The organism is Actinoplanes sp. NPDC051513 (assembly GCF_044454685.1).
GTDB lineage: Bacteria > Actinomycetota > Actinomycetes > Mycobacteriales > Micromonosporaceae > Actinoplanes.
In genome coordinates this window covers 770,584-788,547 of record NZ_JBITDW010000003.1, presented here as the reverse complement: position 1 = coordinate 788,547, position 17,964 = coordinate 770,584, and the positions used below count along the sequence as shown (strand labels likewise).

Here is a 17,964-nt window from a genome sequence, read left to right as displayed (position 1 = left end):
CAAGAATTAAGGAAGTCTTGTTCCGGCGGCGCCGGGCAGTCACGGGAGGGAATACGGATGGCCATGGATCGGCTCGACCAGACCCTCGCCATCCCGATCAAGGGTTACGCCTGGTTGCCCGACCTGCGACGGCGCAGCTACGGGCAGCCGGTGGCGATGCGCGCGTTCGGACGGCGCGCGGTCGCGATCGGCGGCCCGACCGCGGCGAGGTTCTTCTACGACGACGGCAACCTCGAGCGGCAGACGGCGATCCCCCAGCCGGTGATCGACACGCTGTTCGGGCGGGGCGCGGTGCACACGCTCGACGGCCACGAGCACGAGCTGCGCAAGGCGCTGTTCGTGGCGCTGCTGATGGGCGACGGCGTCGAGACGCTGGCCAAGCTCGTCGGCATGGCGTTCGACGAGGCGGCCGATCGGTGGCGGGGCGCCGGGGAGATCTCGCTCTTCCACGAGACGGCCCTGGTCATCACCGACGCGGTGGCCCGCTGGTGCGGCGTACCGGACAACGGCGTACGGGAAAATGAGCGCGACCCACACGGCCTGGCCTTGGACCTCGTCGCCATGGTCGATGGATTCGCGACGGCCGGCCCACGCCATGCGTGGGCCAGGCTGGCGCGACGGCGGCAGGAGCATCGGCTGTCCCGGCTGATCGACGAGGTACGGCGGGAGGAGCCGTCCCCGACCGCGGTGTCCGCGATCGCCCACCACACGGCCGACAGCCACCCGATGGACGCCCGCACCGCCGCCGTCGAGCTCATCAACGTCATCCGCCCGGCGACGGCCGTGACCTGGCTGGTGGCCTTCGCCGCGCACGCCATGGAGCGCCGGCCCGGCATCCGGCCCAAGATCGCCGACTCCGACGAGTACGCGACCGCGTTCACCCACGAGGTGCGCCGGTTCTATCCGTTCACCCCGTTCCTCGGCGGACGGGCCGTACGTGACCTGTTCTTCCAGCGGGTCGACATCCCGCGTGGCACGCTGGTCCTGCTCGACGTGTACGGGCAGCACCACGACCCGCGGGTGTGGCCGGAGCCCTACGAGTTCCGGCCGGAGCGGTTCCTGCGGCGGCCGATCGGCGAGTTCGAGCTGATCCCACAGGGCGGCGGCGACCCGCGCACCGGGCACCGCTGCCCGGGCGAGCAGATCACCATCGCGGTGCTCGGCACGCTCGCGCAGCGGCTGGCCCGGCTCGAGTACTACCTGCCGCCGCAGGACCTGACGATCGACCTCGCACGGATTCCGGCGCGGGTGCGCGGCGGGCCGCGGATCGTCGTCCCCTAACTCCAATCGATCTCCGGGGAGCGGTGGTAGTTGATGCCCTGGGCGGTCCAGCGCGGGCCGAACGCGCCGATCCGGCGGCGGAACGAGCGCCAGTCGCGGTCGGCGCGCGGGGTCCAGCCGATCTCGGCGATCGCCGCGAGTCGCGGGAACGCGAGGAACTGCACGTCCGCGAGCGAGCGCAGGGTCTCGGACCAGAGCGGCGCCTCCACGCCGAGCAGCGACTCCTCGCCGACGCCGGGCAGCCGGTCGGCCGGATCCCAGTCGTACGAGCGCTCGACGCCGACCACGCCGGCCCAGTCGAGGCCGAGCGGCGTGTCCTTGTCGTACTTCATGTCGAGGTAGCTGCGGTCGGCCGGCGACATGATCACCTGATGGCCGGCGAGGGCCGCGCGGGCCACGCCGTCGTCGGCCGGCTCGATCCGCCAGTACTGCGGGATCGCGGTCGGCGGCAGCTCGACGGCGGCGATCTCGTGCCAGCCGATCGCGCGCTTGCCGTACTTGCCGGCCAGCGGCAGCACCCGCCGCAGGAACGTGCGGTAGTCCTCGGGCGGCGTCGAGAACGCCTCGTCGCCGCCGATGTGCAAGTACGGGCCGGGAGTGAGCGCGGCGACCTCGCGGATGACGTCCTCGACAAACGCGTACGTCTCCTCCTTGCCGGCCACCAGCGAGCTGTAGCCGACCTCGGCATCGGTGCGCGGCCCGACCGGCTGCCCGTCGGCGGTGAGCTCGGGATAGGCGACCTGCACGGCGTTCACGTGCCCGGGCATGTCTATCTCGGGAACGATCGTGACGTAGCGCGCGGCCGCATAGGCGACCAGGTCGGCGTACTCGGCAGCGGTGAGAAAGCCCGGTCCCGCGCCGTCCACGCCGGTGCCGGGACCGGCGCCGATCTCGGTGAGGAGCGGCCAGCCGGGGATCTCGAGGCGCCAGCCCTGGTCGTCCGTGAGGTGCAGATGCAGATGGTTGATCTTGAACTGGGCGATCGCGTCGATGTAGGACTTGATGTCGGCCGAGCCGAAGAAGTGCCGGGCGACGTCGAGCATCGTGCCGCGGTAGGCGAAGCGGGGCTCGTCCTCGATCCGGCCGCCGGGCAGGATGATCTCGTCTTCCGGCCCCTCCGGCAGCAGCTGCCGCAGCGTTTGCAACGCCGCGAAGAGACCTTGGTCACTGGGGGCGCGGAGGGTCACGCTTTCCGGCGTGATGTCCAATCCGTACGCCTCGGGAGGCTTGCCGTTCTTGTCGTACCCCTCGAGGAGGATCCGGAACGAGCCGCCGCTCTTGATGGAGACCGAGCGACCCGTGGTGCGCCGCAGCAGTTCGGCCAACTGCTCGGCGATGTCCGCGGCCTCCGGGGCGGCGCTCACGGACAGATCGGACGAGATGCGGAAATTGGCGGCCGGATCGGGCCGCACCGAGACCGGAAGGGGGATCACATCGCCGAGTTGCCTGGTGAGTGCCTGCACGCGAGAAACCTTAAACTGTCTTTCCATGTCGATCACGACCCGTCGCGCCGATCTTTCCGATGCCGACCTGCTGCATGAGCTGGCGGCTCGTACGTTCGGGCTTGCGTGCCCGCCCGGAACACTGCAGCCCGACATCGACGCGTTCATCGCGCGGCACCTTTCCCGGGAGAGCTTCCGGCAGTACCTGGCCGATCCGCGGCGGATCCTGCTGATCGCCGAGGACGACGGGGTGGCGCTGGGCTACACGATGCTGATCGAGGGCCCGATCGCCGACCCGGACGTGGCGGCTGTGGTCGACTCGGGGACGAGCATCGAGCTGAGCAAGTTCTACGTGTTGTCCGACCGGCACGGGTCGGGCGTGGCGGCCAGGCTGATGGCGGACACGCTGGCCGAGGCGGCGGAGACCGGGGCGAAGTTCTGCTGGCTGGGGGTCAACCAGCACAACGTGCGGGCCGCGAAGTTCTACGCGAAGCACGGGTTCGAGGTGGTCGGGGTCAAGCGCTTCCTGGTCGGCGACGTCTGGCACGACGACCACGTACGGGTGCGGGCCCTTCTCCAGGTCGCCGGCACTTCGGTTCTCTAGGTCGCCGGCACCTCGGTGGCGGAGATCGGCACCCAGGTGAGGTACTTGCCGGTGCGGGCGTCGCCGGAAGATTGGCCGCGCAGGCGGCGGGTGACCCACGGCATGACGTGTTCGCGGTAGTAGCGGGCCTCGGCCAGGACCCGGCGCGGCTCGTCGGGGCCGGGGTCGACGACGTGCGCCTCGATGGGGTGGCCGAGCGCGGTGAGCACCAGGCCGCCGACCCGGCGGTGGCCGGCCGCGTTGAGGTGCAGGCGGTCGGCCGACCAGTACCCGGCGCGGCGGATCTCGCGGTCGTGGAAGACGTCGACGAACGTGAGGTCGAAGCGGTCGGCGAACGGCCGGATGGCCTCGGTGAGGACCTCGCCGCGGCGGCGCATCATGCTGCCGAACGGCAGCCGCTCGGACGGGTCGGCGCCGCTGAGCAGCAGCACGCGCACGCCCGCCTCGGCGCACCGGCGCAGCGCCCGCTCGGTGAGCCCGACCAGGCGCGACATGTCGCTGCCCGGCCGCATCATGTCGTTGCCGCCGCCGTTCAACGACAGCAGGGTCGGCAGCGGGTCCAGCGCCAGGGCCGCGTCCAGTTGCTCGGTCACGATCGGCTCGAGCAGGCGACCGCGGATGGCGAGGTTCGCGTACTGGATGGTCTGCTTCTCGGCCGCCGCCAAGCCGGCGGCGACGAGATCGGCCCAGCCACGCTGCGACCCGTCCGGCAACGTGTCGCCGAGGCCTTCCGTGAAGCTGTCCCCGATCGCCACGTACCGCGTCACTGAGGTTCCTTCCTCGCTCCGGCCTGCCCTGGGGTTCGGCCTGTCCCGCGCGAGATTACCGAACGGCGCCGTTCGGGAAGGCCGGGTCGTGACCGATGTCGCCCGGTGGCGCGAACCACGCGGCGTCGCCGGGCCGGAGGGCCAGCTCGATGCGGTGGCGGGTCGTCTCCGAGATCGGCGGCAGGGCGTCCAGCCCGAACCAGCCCACACTCAGCGACTCGTCGTCGTTGACCCGCGCCTCACCGCCGACCGCCCGGCAGCGGAACGAGATGTCCACGAACTCGCACTCGTCCCCGTTCGGATACGTATACGGCACCTGGGTGAAAACGCTGGTCAGCCGCTCGGCGACGGCGTGTACGGCGGTCTCCTCGTACACCTCACGGACCGCCGTCTCGGCCGGCTGCTCGCCCGGGTCCATCACCCCGGAGATCAGCGACCACTCGTGGTTGTCGGAGCGCTGGGCCAGTAGCAGACGGCTCCGATCGTCGAAGACGACCGCACTGACCCCGGGCAGCAGCAGGCACCGCCGGCCGAGGTCCGCGCGAAGGCTCTTGAGGTACGGGGATATCGGCATATCGGACAAGATAGCCCGATCAGTCGATCAGCGGACGGATCTCCTCGGCGATCGAGCGGACGAACGCCACCGGGTCGGAGTCGTCGGGGGTCGGCTGGAGGATCAGGCTGGTGGCGCCGGCCTCGACGAACTCGCGCAGGCCGGCCGCCATCTCCTCGGGGGTGCCGGAGACGCCGGGGTGGTCAGTGCCCCACTGCTGTTGCTGCGCCAGCAGGCGGTCGGCGGCGCCGGGGCCGAACGCGGCGGGGACGAAGACGACCATCTCGTGCCCGTGCCCGTGCCCGTGCCCGTGCCCCGGCTCGTGCTCGCGCTCGGGCGAGATGTCGGCGTGGATGTGGCCGAGGGCCGCGACCACGCCGGACGGGGAGGTGCCGCCGGTGAGGATCGTGCCGTCGCCGACCTCGCCACCGAGCGCCAGAGTCTTGGGACCGGTCGAGCCGACGTACAGGGGCGGAACCGTGGTCGGCGGCCAGTCCAGCTTGACGGCGTCGAGATTCACGTAGCGGCCCTTGGTGGTGACCTCCTCGCCGCTGAGCAGGGCGCGCAGCGCGGTCGCGTACTCACGGAGAAGGGTGAGCGGCGACGCCGCGCGATTGCCGACCTGGCCCATCCACTCCTGCACGCCGTGGCCGATGCCCGGCAGTGCGCGGCCGCCGGAGAGGCGGCTCAGGGTCGCGATCTCCATGGCGGCAAGCGCGACGTTGCGGAACGGCACCGGCATGATGCCGATGCCGACCTTCAGGTTTTCGGTCCAGGCCAGCGCGGCCGCGGCCGCGGAGACGCCGCCGTTCAGGAAACAGTCCTCCCATAGCCAAAGCTCCTCGAGACCGGCCTCGTCGGCGGCGCGGGCGATGGCGCGCAGGTTCTCGGGCGGATTCTGCGGCAGCGAGATGGCACCGATGATCGTCATGACTGCCCACTCTGCCATTCACGGCGGGCATCGCGGGGGCAGTGTTCGCCGCGGGGCGCTACTCGCCGCGGACGCGCTAGTTGCCGCGGGCGCGCTAGTTGCCGCCGACGCGCCATTCGTTGCGGGCTCGCATCAGGGCGAAGCCGAGCAGGTTGAGGCCGCGCCACCGCGCGGGGTCGGTGGCGCGCTCGTCGGTGGCGGCCAGGCCGATGCCCCAGACCCGGTCGGTCGGGCTCGCCTCGACCAGCACCCGGTCGCCCGTGCCGACGAGCCAGGCGCGCAGGTCGTCGTGCCGGCCGAACTTGTGGCGACTCGCGTCGGTGACGATCTCGAAGCGGTGCTCGGACCAGGTCTGGTCGTCGAAGTTGGCCATGCTGCCGTCTCGCTGGGGGCGGTGGCCCCAGAAGAGCAGGAACTTGGGGGTTGCCGGGAGGGCAAGAAGGTCCGCCACCGAAGCGGGAGGCGTGGTCACGGCGTCGATTCTGCCGAGGGCACCGGGCGGCCGCACTCCGGTTTTTCAGGCCGTCATGATATCCAGTAATTCTTATATAAGTGGCGGCTTCTACGCTGCCGGAAAATGTCAGAGGGCGCCGATAGCTTTCTCCTCACGGATCGGCGCCACGGGGGCGCCGATCCGCCCAAAGACCGGTTCGGGAGACGCCGGCCAGGGACGTCGCGGACTGGGGAGATGTGGTCAGGCGGCGCCGCGCAGCAGGGTCTCGCCGGTGGCGCGGACGCGGTCGCGCAGCTCGGGCGGGGATTCGATCGTGAAGGGGACGCCCATCACGCCGAGGACCATGATCGGCCAGGAGAGGTCGTCCACATTCATCCGGAGGCGACAGGCGGGCGCAGCCGCCTCGGCGGTGGCGGCCTCGGGAGGCGCGGAGGCCGGCTCCGGCGCGGGAGGCTCGGAGGCCGGTGCAGCGCCCGCGGGAAGTGCCGGCGCGGTGGCCGGTGCGGGGGCGGTGGCCGGTGCGGGGGCGGTGGCCGGTGCGGGGGCGGTGGCCGGTGCGGGGGCGGTGGCCGGTGCGGGGGCGGTGGCCGGTGCGGGGGTGAGCGCGGCGGTGGCGTCGGCGTGGAGGGGCTCGACCGTGCCCCAGTGGCCTACGACGGCCTGGACCTGGGCGGGTGGCGCCTGGAGCACGACCGAGACGTCGTGGCGGGTGGGGATGGCGGCTATTCGGGAGCGGAGCCAGCCGACCGGGTCGCCGCCGGGGATGTCGCGTGGGCGGAAGCGGGCGCCGGTGGCCGTGGGGGCGGAGAGGCGGTCCAGGCGGAAGCTGCGCCAGTCGGCGCGGTCCAGGTCCCAGGCGATCAGGTACCAGCGGCGGCCCAGCGAGACCAGGCGGTGGGGCTCTACGTGGCGGTCGGAGGCGTCGCGCTCGCGGGGGGCGTAGGTGAAACGCAGGCGCTCCTCGCTCCGGCAGGCGAGGGCGACGGTGGTCAGCGCGGTGGCGTCCAGCGCCGGGCCGCCGCCGAAGACGCCGGGGGTGGTGACGGCGCGCAGGGCGTCGATGCGCTTACGCAGTCGGGGCGGGAGGAGCTGGATGACCTTGGCGAGGGCGCGCACCGAGGTCTCCTCGAAGCCGGTGACCGCGCCGGCCGCGGCCGTGCGCAGGCCCACGGCGATAGCCACGGCCTCGTCATCGTCGAGCAGCAGCGGGGGCACGGCGGCGCCTGCTTGTAACTGGTAGCCGCCGGCGGCGCCGCGGTTGGCGTCCACCGGGTAGCCGAGGTCGCGCAGGCGGTCGACGTCGCGGCGGAGGGTGCGCGGGCTCACCTCCAGGCGATCCGCCAGCTCCGCGCCGGGCCAGTAGCGATGTGTCTGGAGGAGGGAGAGCAGCCGCAGCATCCGAGCACTCGTGTTCGCCATGAATCCAGACTCCGCCGTATTGAGGTCAGAAACTGTCCGCAACGAACCCTAGCGTCGTAGACATGATTGAGACACGAGGACTGACCAAGCACTTCAAGGACGTGCGGGCCGTCGACGGCATCGATCTCAAGGTGGCGCGGGGCGAGCTCGTGGCGCTGCTCGGCCCGAACGGGGCCGGCAAGTCGACCACGCTGCGGATGCTGACCACGCTGATCCCGCCCACCTCCGGCACCGCGAGCGTGGCCGGCTTCGACGTGGTCCGCCAGCAGCGGCAAGTGCGGCAGCGGATCGGCTACATCGGGCAGGGCAACGGCGCCGGGCACAGCCAGCGCGGACGCGACGAACTGATCAGCCAGGGCCGCGCGTACGGCATGAGCGTGCGCGCCGCCCGGCAGCGGGCCGCCGAGCTGATCGACTCGCTCGGGCTGGCCGAGGTCGCCGACCGGACCGTGGCGACCCTCTCCGGCGGGCAGCGGCGGCGGCTCGACATCGCGATGGGCCTGATCCACGCGCCCGACCTGCTCTTCCTCGACGAGCCGTCCACCGGTCTGGACCCGCAGAACCGGGCCAACCTGCAGGAGCACATCCTCCGGCTGCGCGCCGAGCACGGCACGACGATCGTGCTGACCACCCACTATCTCGACGAGGCCGACTCGATGGCCGAGCGGGTGATCGTCGTCGACCACGGGCGGATCATCGCGGACGACTCGCCGGCGCGACTCAAGGCCGAGCACGTCGGGGACACCATCCTGCTCGGGTTCGACTCCGCCGGCGCGGCGTCGCGGGCGGCTGCCGTGCTGCGTGGTCGCGATCTGGTCGCGTACGGGAAAGAAGTGAAGATCCGCACGCAGAGTGGGCCGCGGCAGGTGCCCGGGATGCTCGAGGATCTGCGCTCCGCCGGTGTGCCGGCGGACTCGATCGAGGTCATCCGACCGACGCTCGACGACGTGTTTTTGCAGCTCACCGGCCGTAGCCTGCGCGAGGGCGGCGCGGGCGAGCCGATCAAGGAACTCGTGGAGGTCTGAAATGTTCACCGATACCGTGACCGTGTTCAGCCGCGAGCTGCGGCCGACTCTGCGCAACCCGTTCACGATCATCATCTCTATGGTGCAGCCACTGGTGTTCCTGGCGCTGTTCGCGCCGCTGCTGCCCGGCACCGACTCGCTGCGCTGGTTCGTGCCCGGCATCGTCGTCATGTCGTGCCTGTTCGCGGCGTCGATGACCGGGTCCAACCTGCTCTTCGAGATCCAGACCGGCTCGCACGAGCGGATGCTGGTCACCCCGCTGTCGCGCCCGGCCCTGCTGATCGGCCGCGCGCTCAAGGAGATCGTCCCGATGATCGCGCAGGCCGCCGTGATCGTGGTCGTCTGCCTGCCGTTCGGTTACCGGCTCGACGTCGGCGGCGCGCTGATCGGGCTGTTCATCCTGGCCGGGTTCTGCGTCGGCATCGGCGCGCTCTCCTACACGCTCGCGCTCGCCTCGAAGCATCAGGAATGGTTGTTCTGGACCGTGCAGCAAACGCTGCTCTTCCCGATTCTGCTGCTCGCGGGCGTGCTGCTGCCGCTCGACGGCGGCCCCGGCTGGCTGCGCGCGCTCGCCGCGTGGAACCCGCTGCGCTACGTGGTGGACGCCGAGCGGGCGCTGTTCACCGGAGACATCTGGGCCTCGACCGCGCTGGCCGGGCTCGCCGCGGCCGCGATCGTGGCGGCGCTCGGCCTGTTCATCGGCGTGCATGCGATGCGACGTTCCGCCTGACCGATACCGTCGGTCCGGCAACGTTCACGTGCGGACAGGGGTCGACGGATGTTCGGGTTGCGTAAGCGCGGGGCGGCGCCGGTCTCGGAGCGTCTTCCGCGGGCGATCGGGCGGATCATCGAGGGCCTCGCGCCGCGCCCCGACCGACAAGCCCCGCAGCAACGCCGGCACAACCCCGACGCCGTCGTCGACTGCGCGATCTACGCGGCCGGCGTGCGACGGCCCGGCGCCGTCCACTACACGGAGGCGGCCCGGGTCGCCCGGCGCCGCCGCGGCACGTACGTCTGGCTGGGCCTGCACGAGCCCGACCGGGCGACGATGCGCTCGATCGCCGAGGCCTTCGACCTGCACGAGCTGCTCGTCGAGCAAAGCGTCGAGGGCGGCCACCGCCCGGCGCTGGAGAGCATCGGCGACGTGACCCGCCTCGTGCTGCGCACCGCCCGCTACGTCGAGCACGAGGAGCTCACCGCCACCTCGGAGGTCGTCGACACCGGCGACGTCACGGTGCTGATCGGCCAGTGGTTCGTGATCAGCATCCGGCACGGCGCGGCCGGCGCCCTCTGGCAGGTGCGCCGCGACCTCGAGCAACGCCAGCCGGTGCTGCGGCAGGGCCCGTGGGCGGTGGCCTACGCGATCGGCAGCCGCTTGGTCGACGACTATCTGAACGTCGCCGCGGCCGTGGAGCGCGACCTGGAGCGCCTCGAGGAGGAGACGTTCTTGGCGCAGATCTCCCCCGAGATCGCCCACTTCTACCAGCTGAAACGCGAGATGGTGGAGTTCAAGCGGGCCGTGCTGCCGCTGCAGGAGCCGCTCGACACACTCCTCGAGCAGGCCGGGCCGCCCGCCGGCTTACGCCCCTACTTCGTCGACGTGCGCGGCCGCCTGGCCAGGGCAGTCGACCGGGTGGCCGGCTTCGACGACCTGCTCAACTCGATCCTGCAGGCGCGGCTGGCCCAGGTCTCGGTCGGCCAGAACAACGACATGCGCATGATCGCCGCCTGGGCCGCGATCGCCGCTGTCCCCACGGTCATCGCCGGGGTCTACGGCATGAACTTCACCTGGATGCCGTTCCTGGACGCGCACTACGGCTTCTACGGAGTGGTCGGCCTGATAGTCGTGATCTGCGCCGGCCTTTACTGGCGGTTCAAGCGCGCGGGCTGGCTGTGACCGGATCAACTTCCCCCACAGCAACAAAGATCACCCGAACGGCCACGCCCGGCCGCCACCCGCTGCCACGTCCACTCCGGACAGCAGCCCCCGGGTCGCCCGCTCTCCCGTAGCCCGCCATATCACCAGATCATTAGCTTTGTTTACATCGACGCCCGCACGTCGACACGAGGACCTGCGCCCGGCCGGTACTGCCCCCCAGCCGGCCGGGCGCATCCCTTTATATGTTCGGCGAACAGGGTTCGCCGTGTACGAACAGCAGCGGCACACGTTGTCCGCTCGCGTCGCGCGGCCCGTTGTCGCCGGGACCCCCCGAAGACACTAGAAGCCGCTCCGAGCGAATGCGCCAATTCCGCCAATTCCGCGAGGTTTTCCGGCCGGCGCCACGGGCCAACGGGCGGGCGGACCAGCACCGCCCGTTGGCCCCTTCACCTCTCCCGTGGAGCTCGCCCCCGCAACAAGGACGACGCCCTCCGGGACCGCGATCAGTGGTTGCTGTGGGAGTTGCCCCCGCCGTTTCCCTGACCATTGCCGTTCCCCTGGCCGCTGCCCTGCCCGTTGCCGCTGCCCTGGCCATTGCCGTTGCCCTGACCGCTGCCCTGGCCCTGCCCGTTGCCGCTGCCCTGGTCCTGCCCGTTGCCGCTGCCCTGGCCCTGCCCGTTGCCGCTGCCCTGGCCCTGCCCGTTGCCGCTGCCCTGGCCCTGCCCGTTGCCGCTGCCCTGGCCCTGCCCGTTGCCGCTGCCGCTGCCGCTGCCGCTGCCCTGACCGTTACCGCTGCCCTGGCCCTGACCATTGCCGTTGCCGCTGCCCTGGCCTTGCCCGTTGTCGCTGCCCTGGCCATTGCCGTTGCCCTGGCCCTGGCCGTTGCCCTGGCCCTGCCCGTTGCCGCTGCCCTGGCCCTGGCCGTTGCCGCTGCCCTGGCCCTGCCCGTTACCGTTGCCGCTGCCCTGGCCATTGCCGCTGCCCTGGCCCTGCCCGTTGCCATTGCCGCTGCCCTGACCGTTCCCGTTGCCCTGGCCGTGACCGTTCCCAGGGCCGTGGCCGTTGCCGTGACCGCCCGGCCCACCCAGGCCGCCCGGGCCGCCGGGGATGCCGTGGCCCGGCCAGGTCGGGTTGCGGAGGATGGGGAGGGCCAGCGTGAACGCCCGGTGCTCGGTGCGGGCCTTGAAGCCGCAGCTGTCGTAGGAGATGACCGCGCGGAGCTTGGCGATGCCGCCACGCGCGAAGTCGGCCCGCACCTCGATGGGGGTGGCGTCCGCGCGGCCCGGGCGGAGGGTGTCGTTGCGGAAGAACGTCGCGTAGTTGCGACGGCCGAGGTAGTCGACGTCGACGTCGCGGCCACCGAGGACACGAACCTCGACGTCGCAGATCCGGCGGTCGGTACGCCAGCTGATGTTGACCCAGCTGTCGGTGTATGCGCGCACCGGACGCAACACACTGGAGACCGGCTGCGGGCCACGAGCGGCGGCCGCGGCGGGCGCGGCCGTGGTCAACGCGGCCATTCCGACGGTCGCGGTGGCCATGGCGACCATCGCGCCGATACGCCGACTGTTGTTCATCGATTCCTCCGGAGGCTGTTCTGGCACTCGCCGCATGGACGTCGCGACGGGCAAACCGGACACTATGGGCAATCAGCCGCCGGGGGTGGCTTTTACGCCGTGTTTCGGACTTATCTACTCTTTCCTGTACAAAATGCTTAGTGGTGGCTCGGCCGAAAAGATGATGTTGGAAGACTCGCAGGCAGGACGGCCGGCACGCCAACGAAACAGCAATCGCGGCGCGCGCCGATCGGCCACGATGGAAGGCGTACGCCAGAAGGGAGAAGGCATGTCGCTCAGCGGTGCCCACAAGGCGGCGTTCCGCCGGGAGGTGACGTTGGAGGGCCAGGTCTTCGCGATCCGCGACACGGACGGATTCCCGGCGCCCGCCGACGACGAAGGCCGGCGCGCGGTGCCCTTCTGGTCGAAGCCCACCCGCGCCCAGTTGGTCGTCAAACACGTCACCGCGTACAGCGGATTCGAGGTCGTGCCGATCTCGATCGAGGACTGGCTCTCGCACTGGATGGTGGGTTTGGAGCACGACAACCTGCTCGTCGGGGTCAACTGGTCGGGGGCACGCGCCACCGGTTACGACCTCACGCCGGGCCAGGTGCTGCGCTGGTTCGCCGAGCTCGAATCGAAGGCCACGACCGACGAGCGAATTCATACGGCCCAGCGGTAGTTGGAATCGAGACCTGCCCCTATGCTTGCGGCACTGCAAATAAAGGGGGACGTCGTGCGGAGCCTGCAGATCCTCGTCGTCGACGACGACGATGCGGACGCCCTCATGATCGAGGAGGCGCTCGCGACGGCCGAGACGCAGGCCACGGTCGATCGGGTGACCGACGGCCGCGAGGCACTCGACTACCTGCGGCGCGAGGGGCCGTACGCCGAAGCGCGGCGCCCCGACCTGATTCTGCTGGACCTCAACATGCCGCGGATGGATGGGCGCGAGACCCTCGCCGCCATCAAGACGGACGACCGGCTCAAGGCGATTCCGGTGGTCATCCTGACCACCTCGGGCGCGGCGCCGGACATCGTGGCGAGTTACCAGCAGCGGGCCAACGCGTACGTCACGAAGCCCTTCGGCCTCGACGACTTCGAGTCGACCGTGCGCCAGATCGACCGCTTCTACCGCGAAGTGGCGAGCCTGCCCGACGTACGGTCCTGACGATGAGGGTTATTCAGGGCGGTGGAGACCAAGCCGCTGACGTGCGGCGAGGTGGGGCTCAAGGTGGGCCCTGAATAACCCTCAATTCCGTGTACCGGCTTTGCCCGCGGGGTAACCCCCGGGCATGACCGACAAGGAACCTCCCGAGGACCTCGGCGCGCCGGTGTCTTACCTCGTGCTCGCGGACGGCACGCTCGTCTATGACCGCTCGGGCAACCGGGTCGGCGAAGTCGAGCACGTGCTCGCCGACGAAGGCGCCGACGTCTTCCACGGGCTGCTGGTCAAGACGGCCGCGGGCCACCGTTTCGCCCGCGCGAGCCTGGTCGATGGCCTCTACGAGCACGGCGTGATCATCGCGGCGCCGGCCGCCGACCTTCCCGAGCCGAGCGCGGACCCCTCGGCCCGCCTCGCGGAGGAGGACGAGAGCCTGGGCCACAGCCTCAAGAAGGCGTGGGACTGGCTGGTGCAGCCGCGCTGATTCCCGCATCGGGGCCTCCTCGTGACGGTGTGGCCGGCACGAGGAAGCTTGGTGTCTTCCCCATGGGGAGAGTCAAGCGGTCAGCGGGAGCGGTCAGCGGGAGCGGTCCCGGTAGGTCCACGAGCCGCCACCGAGGGCGGAGGCGCCGCGCGACGGCTGCTGCTGCTCGGCCATCGGAGCGGCCGCCTGGCGCGGGATGGTTCCGGTGTGGCCGCTCTCGCGGCGAGCGGCCAGGTAGGCCGCCGCGGCGCGGTCCTCCTCGGTGGGCGCGGCCATCAGGGCGTACGCGAGGCCGAGGATGCCGAAGACCACGGACGCGCCGATCGGAACGATCAGGCTGGTCGCGGTGGCGCCGGAGAGCGTGCCCGGCGCGTCGGTGCGCACCGACATGGCCGACATGCCCGTGAAGTGCATGGCGTTGACGGCGATGCCCATGACCAGGGCCGAGACGAAGATGGCGAGCGGCTTGTGCACCGTGACCGCCAGCCAGAGCGCGACCGAGGCGGCCACCACGGCGATGCCGATGGACATGCCGACCCGGGTGGCCGAGTAGGAGATCTCGCCGTTGAGGTGCATCGCGGCCATGCCGGTGTAGTGCATCGCGGCGACGCCGAGCCCGGCGAAGACGCCTCCGGCCACGATCCGGAAGTTCTGCGCCTTGCTGCCGAACAACGCGATCACAAGGCCGAGCGCGACGGCGACGACGGCCAGGATGGCGCTGGCCGCGGTGATGCCCACGTCGTACCGGATCGGCGTGCCGGTGACGCTGAAGCCCATCATCGCGACGAAGTGCATGCTCCAGATCGCGGTGCCGCCGATCGCGACCGCCGCGAGGATCAGCCACCAGACGCGCTCACCGTTCGAGCGGGCCGACCGGAACCGGGCCGCCAGCGTGAGACCGAGCAGCGACCCCAACACGGACAGTGTGTAACTGATCGTGGGAGTGATCCACCCATGATCGAAGTGATGGATCTGCGCCATTGCCGGTCCCTTCCTCAAGCCCGAGTCCGCGCTGCATATTGCCTGCTTGATCGCCACCTTGTGAAGGATTGTGACGCAGGTTGCGTCACGTTCCGGCTACAGATGTCGAAACAACGCACGAAGCTCTCCTAGGCGGCAAACCCGCAGCTCACGTTGGGCATTGATCTTTTCGCTCGAGATCAACCCACAGTTCGAAGGCCGCTGGCCGCGCACACGCCGGACATGTCGGAAGCGGCGGCACCAACCGCCGCAATCCTGTCCGGTTCCTCCGCTTTACCCTTCGCCGCGATCGCCGCCCGATACGCGTCCCCGAGCCGGGACGCCGCATCGGTGAGCGGAGCATCGGCGGTGATGCTCGCCGCGACGATCTCGTCGACCACCCCGGGCGTCATGAACGAACCCGCGTCGACGGCGGCGGCCAGACGGGCGCAGGCGAGCGATCGCGGCGGGTCGCCGACCACCGCGGAGGTCGTCGAGGGGACCACGCTCGGTGACGCTATGGCCGACCCCACGGAGGCCGGCGCGGGCCCCACGGAAGCCGACACGGGCCGCCCGGCCCGCTCCCCACCGCCACCGCACCCGGCGAGCAGACAGCAGGCGAGGACAAGCGCGAGTCGCATATGTCCAGATTAGGCATGCTCACGACGTACGATATGAAAAAAGCGCGGCCGTCACCGACCGCGCCCTTTCCGCCAAGCGTTACCCGTTACTTGAGATAGCTGAGCTTCTTCCACTGGGCGTAGCTGACGTTGAAGTCGGTCCAGCCGTTGCCCTGCTTCAACTTCTCTTCGGTGCCGCTGACCGTGATGGGGTCGCCCATCATCGTGCGGCCGAACAACCAGGCGCCCATCGCCTCGGAGACGTTGACACAGCCGTGCGAGACGTTGACGCGGCCCTGCTTGCCCTCTGACCAGGGCGCGGCGTGGATGAACTGGCCGCTCCAGGTGATGCGCTGGGCGAAGTCGATCGGGGTCTTGTAGCCATTGACCGGGTCGGTGTCGGTGGTGTCGAAGACGGTGTGCCTGGCCTTCTCCATCACGATCATCGTGCCGCTCGACGACGGCGTGCTCGCCTTGCCGAGGCTCACCGGGAGCGTCTTGATGACCTTGCCGTTCTGCTTGACCGTCATCTGCTTGGTCTTGTTGGAGACCGTCATGACGAACGAACGGCCGATCTTGACGTCGACCGTGAGGTCGGTTTTGCCGTAGTAGCCGCTGCCCAGCGGGAGGCCGCCCAGCCGCACGTTGGCGAAGACCTTGGAGTTGGCCTTCCAGAACACCTTGGGCCGGTAGTGCACCTCGGTCGGGCTGATCCAGCCCCAGGAGCCTTCCTGCGCCGGCGTCGCGGTCACGGTCATGCGGCGCTCGACGTCGTCGCGGTAGCTCGCCGGGATCGCGCGGCTGAACTTGATGATCAGCGGCATGCCGACGCCGACGGTCTGACCGTCGGCCAGGAAGCTGGTCACCCGGACGATCTTCGACGGCTTGGCCATCGTGGTGAACGCGCTGGTGGTCGAGCCGCCCTTGCCCTCGGAGGCGGTGCCGTTGACGGTCACCGTGTACTTCGTGCCGTAGGCGAGGGCCTTCTCGGGGCGCCAGACCTTGTCGTCCTTGTCGAGGGTGCCCTCGACCTCTTCGCCCTTGGCGTCGGTCACGGTGACCGTGGTGTTCTCGGGGTCTTCGCTCGTGTACTTGACCTCGGTCACGGCGGTCACGTTCGTCGCCTCGGCCGCGGGCGAGACGACCGCGACGGTGCTCAGCGTCGGCGTCGGGGACGGCGTGGCGGCGTCAGCACCGGTGCCGCCGTCGGCGGCCTGGCTCTCGCCGCCGCCCTGCCAGGTCGGCGACTTGTCGCCGTGACCGCAGCCCGAGCTGAGCAGGACGGTGCCTGCGATCAGCGCGACCGCGGCTATCCGCCACGGCCGGCGAACTCGACTGATGTTCATGGTCCCCTCACGGCGTCGTTCGTCCCCGGCGCCCAATATTGCTCTATGAAAGCCGGGAGACCAATCCCGGATTCGTGCCGCGGACGAACCGTCGCACAGGCCATAGCGGCAAAGTCGCCCGATTCGGGCGGTCTAGCAGCTGGTCGTCCACTTTCGCGTCGCAAGAGCCGGGGGGCTTCGCGTTTCCCTACCCATCAGACGCACCCGGCCCACTCCCTCGTTGCTTTTTCACTTCAAAGACTCGGGTACGGGTAGAGCACTGCCCTTCACGAACTCGTCCCAACTCACGTTCCAGGGCGTCCAGCCGTCCCCGTAGTCAGCCTTGACCCCCGTGCCCTTCACCGTCACCGGGTCACCGATCAGCGTCTTGTCGAACAGCCAGCGCGCGTTCGACGGGGAGACGTTGATACAGCCGTGCGAGACGTTGGTGTGCCCCTGCGAACCCACCGACCAGGGCGCCGAGTGGATGTACTGACCGCTCCAGGTGATGCGCTGCGCGAACTCGATCTCGGTGCGGTAGCCCCTGGCGCCATCGGTGTCGGTGGTGTCGAAGACGGTCTGCGGCAACTTGTCCATCACCACGAGCGTGCCGCTCACCGAGGGCTTGCTCGGCCGGCCCAGGCTCACCGGCGCCGTCCTGACCACCTTGCCGCCCTGGGTGACCGTCATCTTCTTGGTCTTGTTGTCGACGGTCATCTCGAGATCGCGGCCGATCTTGGCAGTCGCTGCGCGGTCCCGGTCGCCGTAGCGGCCCCCGCCGGTCGGCACGCCGCCCACCGCGATCCGCACGGTCAGCGTGGTGCCCGGCTGCCAGTACTCCTTGGCGCGGTAATACGCCTGGTTGCCGGACGACGTCCACGACCAGACGCCCGGCTGCGCCGGGGAGGTCTGCACGAACATGCGCTTCTCGACGGCGGCACGGTCGGCCTTCTTGATACCCGGGTTGAACTCGGCCACGACCGGCATGGCGACGCCGTACGTGTGGTCGTCGAACAGGTAGAGGCCGGTGCCGGTCTTGCGGGCTGGCGCGCCTATCGTGGTGAAGTTGGTCGTGACGGTCTTGGTGAGGCCGCTGTCGGAAGTGGCCACGACGCTCGCCGCGTACGTCTGCTTGGTCTTGAGGGTCTTGCCCGGCACCCAGCTGGAACCGTCATCGCGCAGCGTGCCCGCGACGGCCTTGCCGGCACTGTCGGTCAGCGTGACCGACGTGACCTTGGCGCCCGAGACCTTGAAACCGATCTCGGCGCTGACCGGCACGTCTTTCTTGCCGGCGGCGGGGGTGATGGAGAGCTCGATCGGGACGGCGGCGGCCTCTGTCGTGGGAGCGCCGCTGGGCGCCGCGCTCGCGCTCGCGCTGATGCCCTCCTTGAAGGAGGCGGCAGCCGGCTTCTTGTCACCACAACCGGACAGCGCGAGAGGCGCGATCACCACCGCCACCACTGCCGTCACCAGCGAGCGCCGCATGCCGACCATCCCTT

At 70.2% G+C, this 17,964-nt stretch carries 19 protein-coding genes; 8 read left to right on the top strand and 11 right to left on the bottom strand.

Annotated features, from left to right (window positions below):
* Positions 1–57 precede the first annotated feature (57 nt).
* A complete protein-coding gene (locus tag ACIA5D_RS13775) occupies positions 58–1,281 on the top strand; it encodes a cytochrome P450 (protein ID WP_396030212.1) in 1,224 nt (407 codons plus the stop codon).
* Here ACIA5D_RS13775 and ACIA5D_RS13770 read toward each other — a convergent pair.
* A complete protein-coding gene (locus tag ACIA5D_RS13770) occupies positions 1,278–2,744 on the bottom strand; it encodes a beta-N-acetylhexosaminidase (RefSeq protein WP_396030211.1) in 1,467 nt (488 codons plus the stop codon). The two genes, ACIA5D_RS13775 and ACIA5D_RS13770, sit on opposite strands and share 4 nt — an antisense overlap.
* Positions 2,745–2,769: 25 nt before the next feature.
* On the opposite strand from ACIA5D_RS13770, the gene ACIA5D_RS13765 reads away from it, so the two are divergent.
* Positions 2,770–3,327 (top strand): GNAT family N-acetyltransferase, encoded by a 558-nt coding sequence (locus ACIA5D_RS13765; RefSeq protein WP_396030210.1) that lies wholly within the window; start codon positions 2,770–2,772, stop codon positions 3,325–3,327.
* Here the strand turns inward: ACIA5D_RS13765 and ACIA5D_RS13760 are convergent.
* The 5 genes from ACIA5D_RS13760 to ACIA5D_RS13740 all read right to left on the bottom strand — a co-directional run bounded on the left by ACIA5D_RS13760 (position 3,324) and on the right by ACIA5D_RS13740 (position 7,451).
* Positions 3,324–4,094, bottom strand: coding sequence for an SGNH/GDSL hydrolase family protein (locus ACIA5D_RS13760; RefSeq protein ID WP_396030209.1), 771 nt, complete (start codon positions 4,092–4,094; stop codon positions 3,324–3,326). The genes ACIA5D_RS13765 and ACIA5D_RS13760 overlap by 4 nt on opposite strands.
* 55 nt (positions 4,095–4,149) lie before the next feature.
* Positions 4,150–4,668 carry an NUDIX hydrolase gene (locus tag ACIA5D_RS13755; protein ID WP_396030208.1) on the bottom strand — a complete coding sequence of 173 codons (519 nt, stop codon included), beginning with the start codon at positions 4,666–4,668 and terminating at the stop codon, positions 4,150–4,152.
* A 19-nt stretch (positions 4,669–4,687) separates the two neighbouring features.
* The gene (locus tag ACIA5D_RS13750; protein ID WP_396030207.1) at positions 4,688–5,578 is read right to left on the bottom strand and encodes an LLM class flavin-dependent oxidoreductase; all 891 of its coding nucleotides are present in this window, start codon (positions 5,576–5,578) and stop codon (positions 4,688–4,690) included.
* Positions 5,579–5,672: 94 nt separating this feature from the next.
* On the bottom strand, positions 5,673–6,059 hold the full coding sequence (locus ACIA5D_RS13745) for an NADAR family protein (RefSeq protein WP_396030356.1): 387 nt from the start codon (positions 6,057–6,059) through the stop codon (positions 5,673–5,675).
* Between the two features lie 213 nt (positions 6,060–6,272).
* A complete protein-coding gene (locus ACIA5D_RS13740; RefSeq protein WP_396030206.1) occupies positions 6,273–7,451 on the bottom strand; it encodes a helix-turn-helix transcriptional regulator in 1,179 nt (392 codons plus the stop codon).
* A gap of 62 nt (positions 7,452–7,513) precedes the next feature.
* Between ACIA5D_RS13740 and ACIA5D_RS13735 the strand changes: the two genes are divergently transcribed.
* From ACIA5D_RS13735 to ACIA5D_RS13725, 3 genes are read left to right on the top strand one after another with little or no spacing between them, the layout of a single operon-like run.
* On the top strand, positions 7,514–8,476 hold the full coding sequence (locus tag ACIA5D_RS13735; protein ID WP_396030205.1) for an ABC transporter ATP-binding protein: 963 nt from the start codon (positions 7,514–7,516) through the stop codon (positions 8,474–8,476).
* A 1-nt stretch (position 8,477) separates the two neighbouring features.
* Positions 8,478–9,206, top strand: coding sequence for an ABC transporter permease (locus ACIA5D_RS13730; protein WP_396030204.1), 729 nt, complete (start codon positions 8,478–8,480; stop codon positions 9,204–9,206).
* 48 nt (positions 9,207–9,254) lie between these two features.
* On the top strand, positions 9,255–10,373 hold the full coding sequence (locus ACIA5D_RS13725; RefSeq protein ID WP_396030203.1) for a magnesium and cobalt transport protein CorA: 1,119 nt from the start codon (positions 9,255–9,257) through the stop codon (positions 10,371–10,373).
* Positions 10,374–10,858: 485 nt separating this feature from the next.
* Here the strand turns inward: ACIA5D_RS13725 and ACIA5D_RS13720 are convergent, their stop codons facing one another.
* On the bottom strand, positions 10,859–11,797 hold the full coding sequence (locus tag ACIA5D_RS13720; protein ID WP_396030202.1) for a hypothetical protein: 939 nt from the start codon (positions 11,795–11,797) through the stop codon (positions 10,859–10,861).
* On the opposite strand from ACIA5D_RS13720, the gene ACIA5D_RS13715 reads away from it, so the two are divergent.
* The 3 genes from ACIA5D_RS13715 (at position 11,766) to ACIA5D_RS13705 (ending at position 13,560) form a co-directional block, all read left to right on the top strand.
* On the top strand, positions 11,766–12,593 hold the full coding sequence (locus ACIA5D_RS13715; protein WP_396030201.1) for a DUF2750 domain-containing protein: 828 nt from the start codon (positions 11,766–11,768) through the stop codon (positions 12,591–12,593). The two genes, ACIA5D_RS13720 and ACIA5D_RS13715, sit on opposite strands and share 32 nt — an antisense overlap.
* Before the next feature lie 54 nt (positions 12,594–12,647).
* Positions 12,648–13,082 (top strand): response regulator, encoded by a 435-nt coding sequence (locus ACIA5D_RS13710; RefSeq protein WP_396030200.1) that lies wholly within the window; start codon positions 12,648–12,650, stop codon positions 13,080–13,082.
* Between the two features lie 124 nt (positions 13,083–13,206).
* Positions 13,207–13,560, top strand: a complete 354-nt coding sequence (locus tag ACIA5D_RS13705; RefSeq protein ID WP_396030199.1) for a PRC-barrel domain-containing protein — start codon at positions 13,207–13,209, stop codon at positions 13,558–13,560.
* A 93-nt stretch (positions 13,561–13,653) separates the two neighbouring features.
* Here the strand turns inward: ACIA5D_RS13705 and ACIA5D_RS13700 are convergent, their stop codons facing one another.
* The 4 genes from ACIA5D_RS13700 to ACIA5D_RS13685 all read right to left on the bottom strand — a co-directional run bounded on the left by ACIA5D_RS13700 (position 13,654) and on the right by ACIA5D_RS13685 (position 17,959).
* Positions 13,654–14,541 (bottom strand): MHYT domain-containing protein, encoded by an 888-nt coding sequence (locus ACIA5D_RS13700; RefSeq protein WP_396030198.1) that lies wholly within the window; start codon positions 14,539–14,541, stop codon positions 13,654–13,656.
* A 179-nt stretch (positions 14,542–14,720) separates the two neighbouring features.
* Positions 14,721–15,002: a hypothetical protein gene (locus tag ACIA5D_RS13695; RefSeq protein ID WP_396030197.1), complete on the bottom strand. Its 282-nt coding sequence runs from the start codon at positions 15,000–15,002 to the stop codon at positions 14,721–14,723.
* A 245-nt stretch (positions 15,003–15,247) separates the two neighbouring features.
* Positions 15,248–16,486 carry an Ig-like domain-containing protein gene (locus ACIA5D_RS13690; protein ID WP_396030196.1) on the bottom strand — a complete coding sequence of 413 codons (1,239 nt, stop codon included), beginning with the start codon at positions 16,484–16,486 and terminating at the stop codon, positions 15,248–15,250.
* A gap of 228 nt (positions 16,487–16,714) precedes the next feature.
* Complete coding sequence (locus tag ACIA5D_RS13685) at positions 16,715–17,959, bottom strand: Ig-like domain-containing protein (RefSeq protein ID WP_396030355.1); 1,245 nt, start codon at positions 17,957–17,959, stop codon at positions 16,715–16,717.
* Positions 17,960–17,964 lie beyond the last annotated feature (5 nt).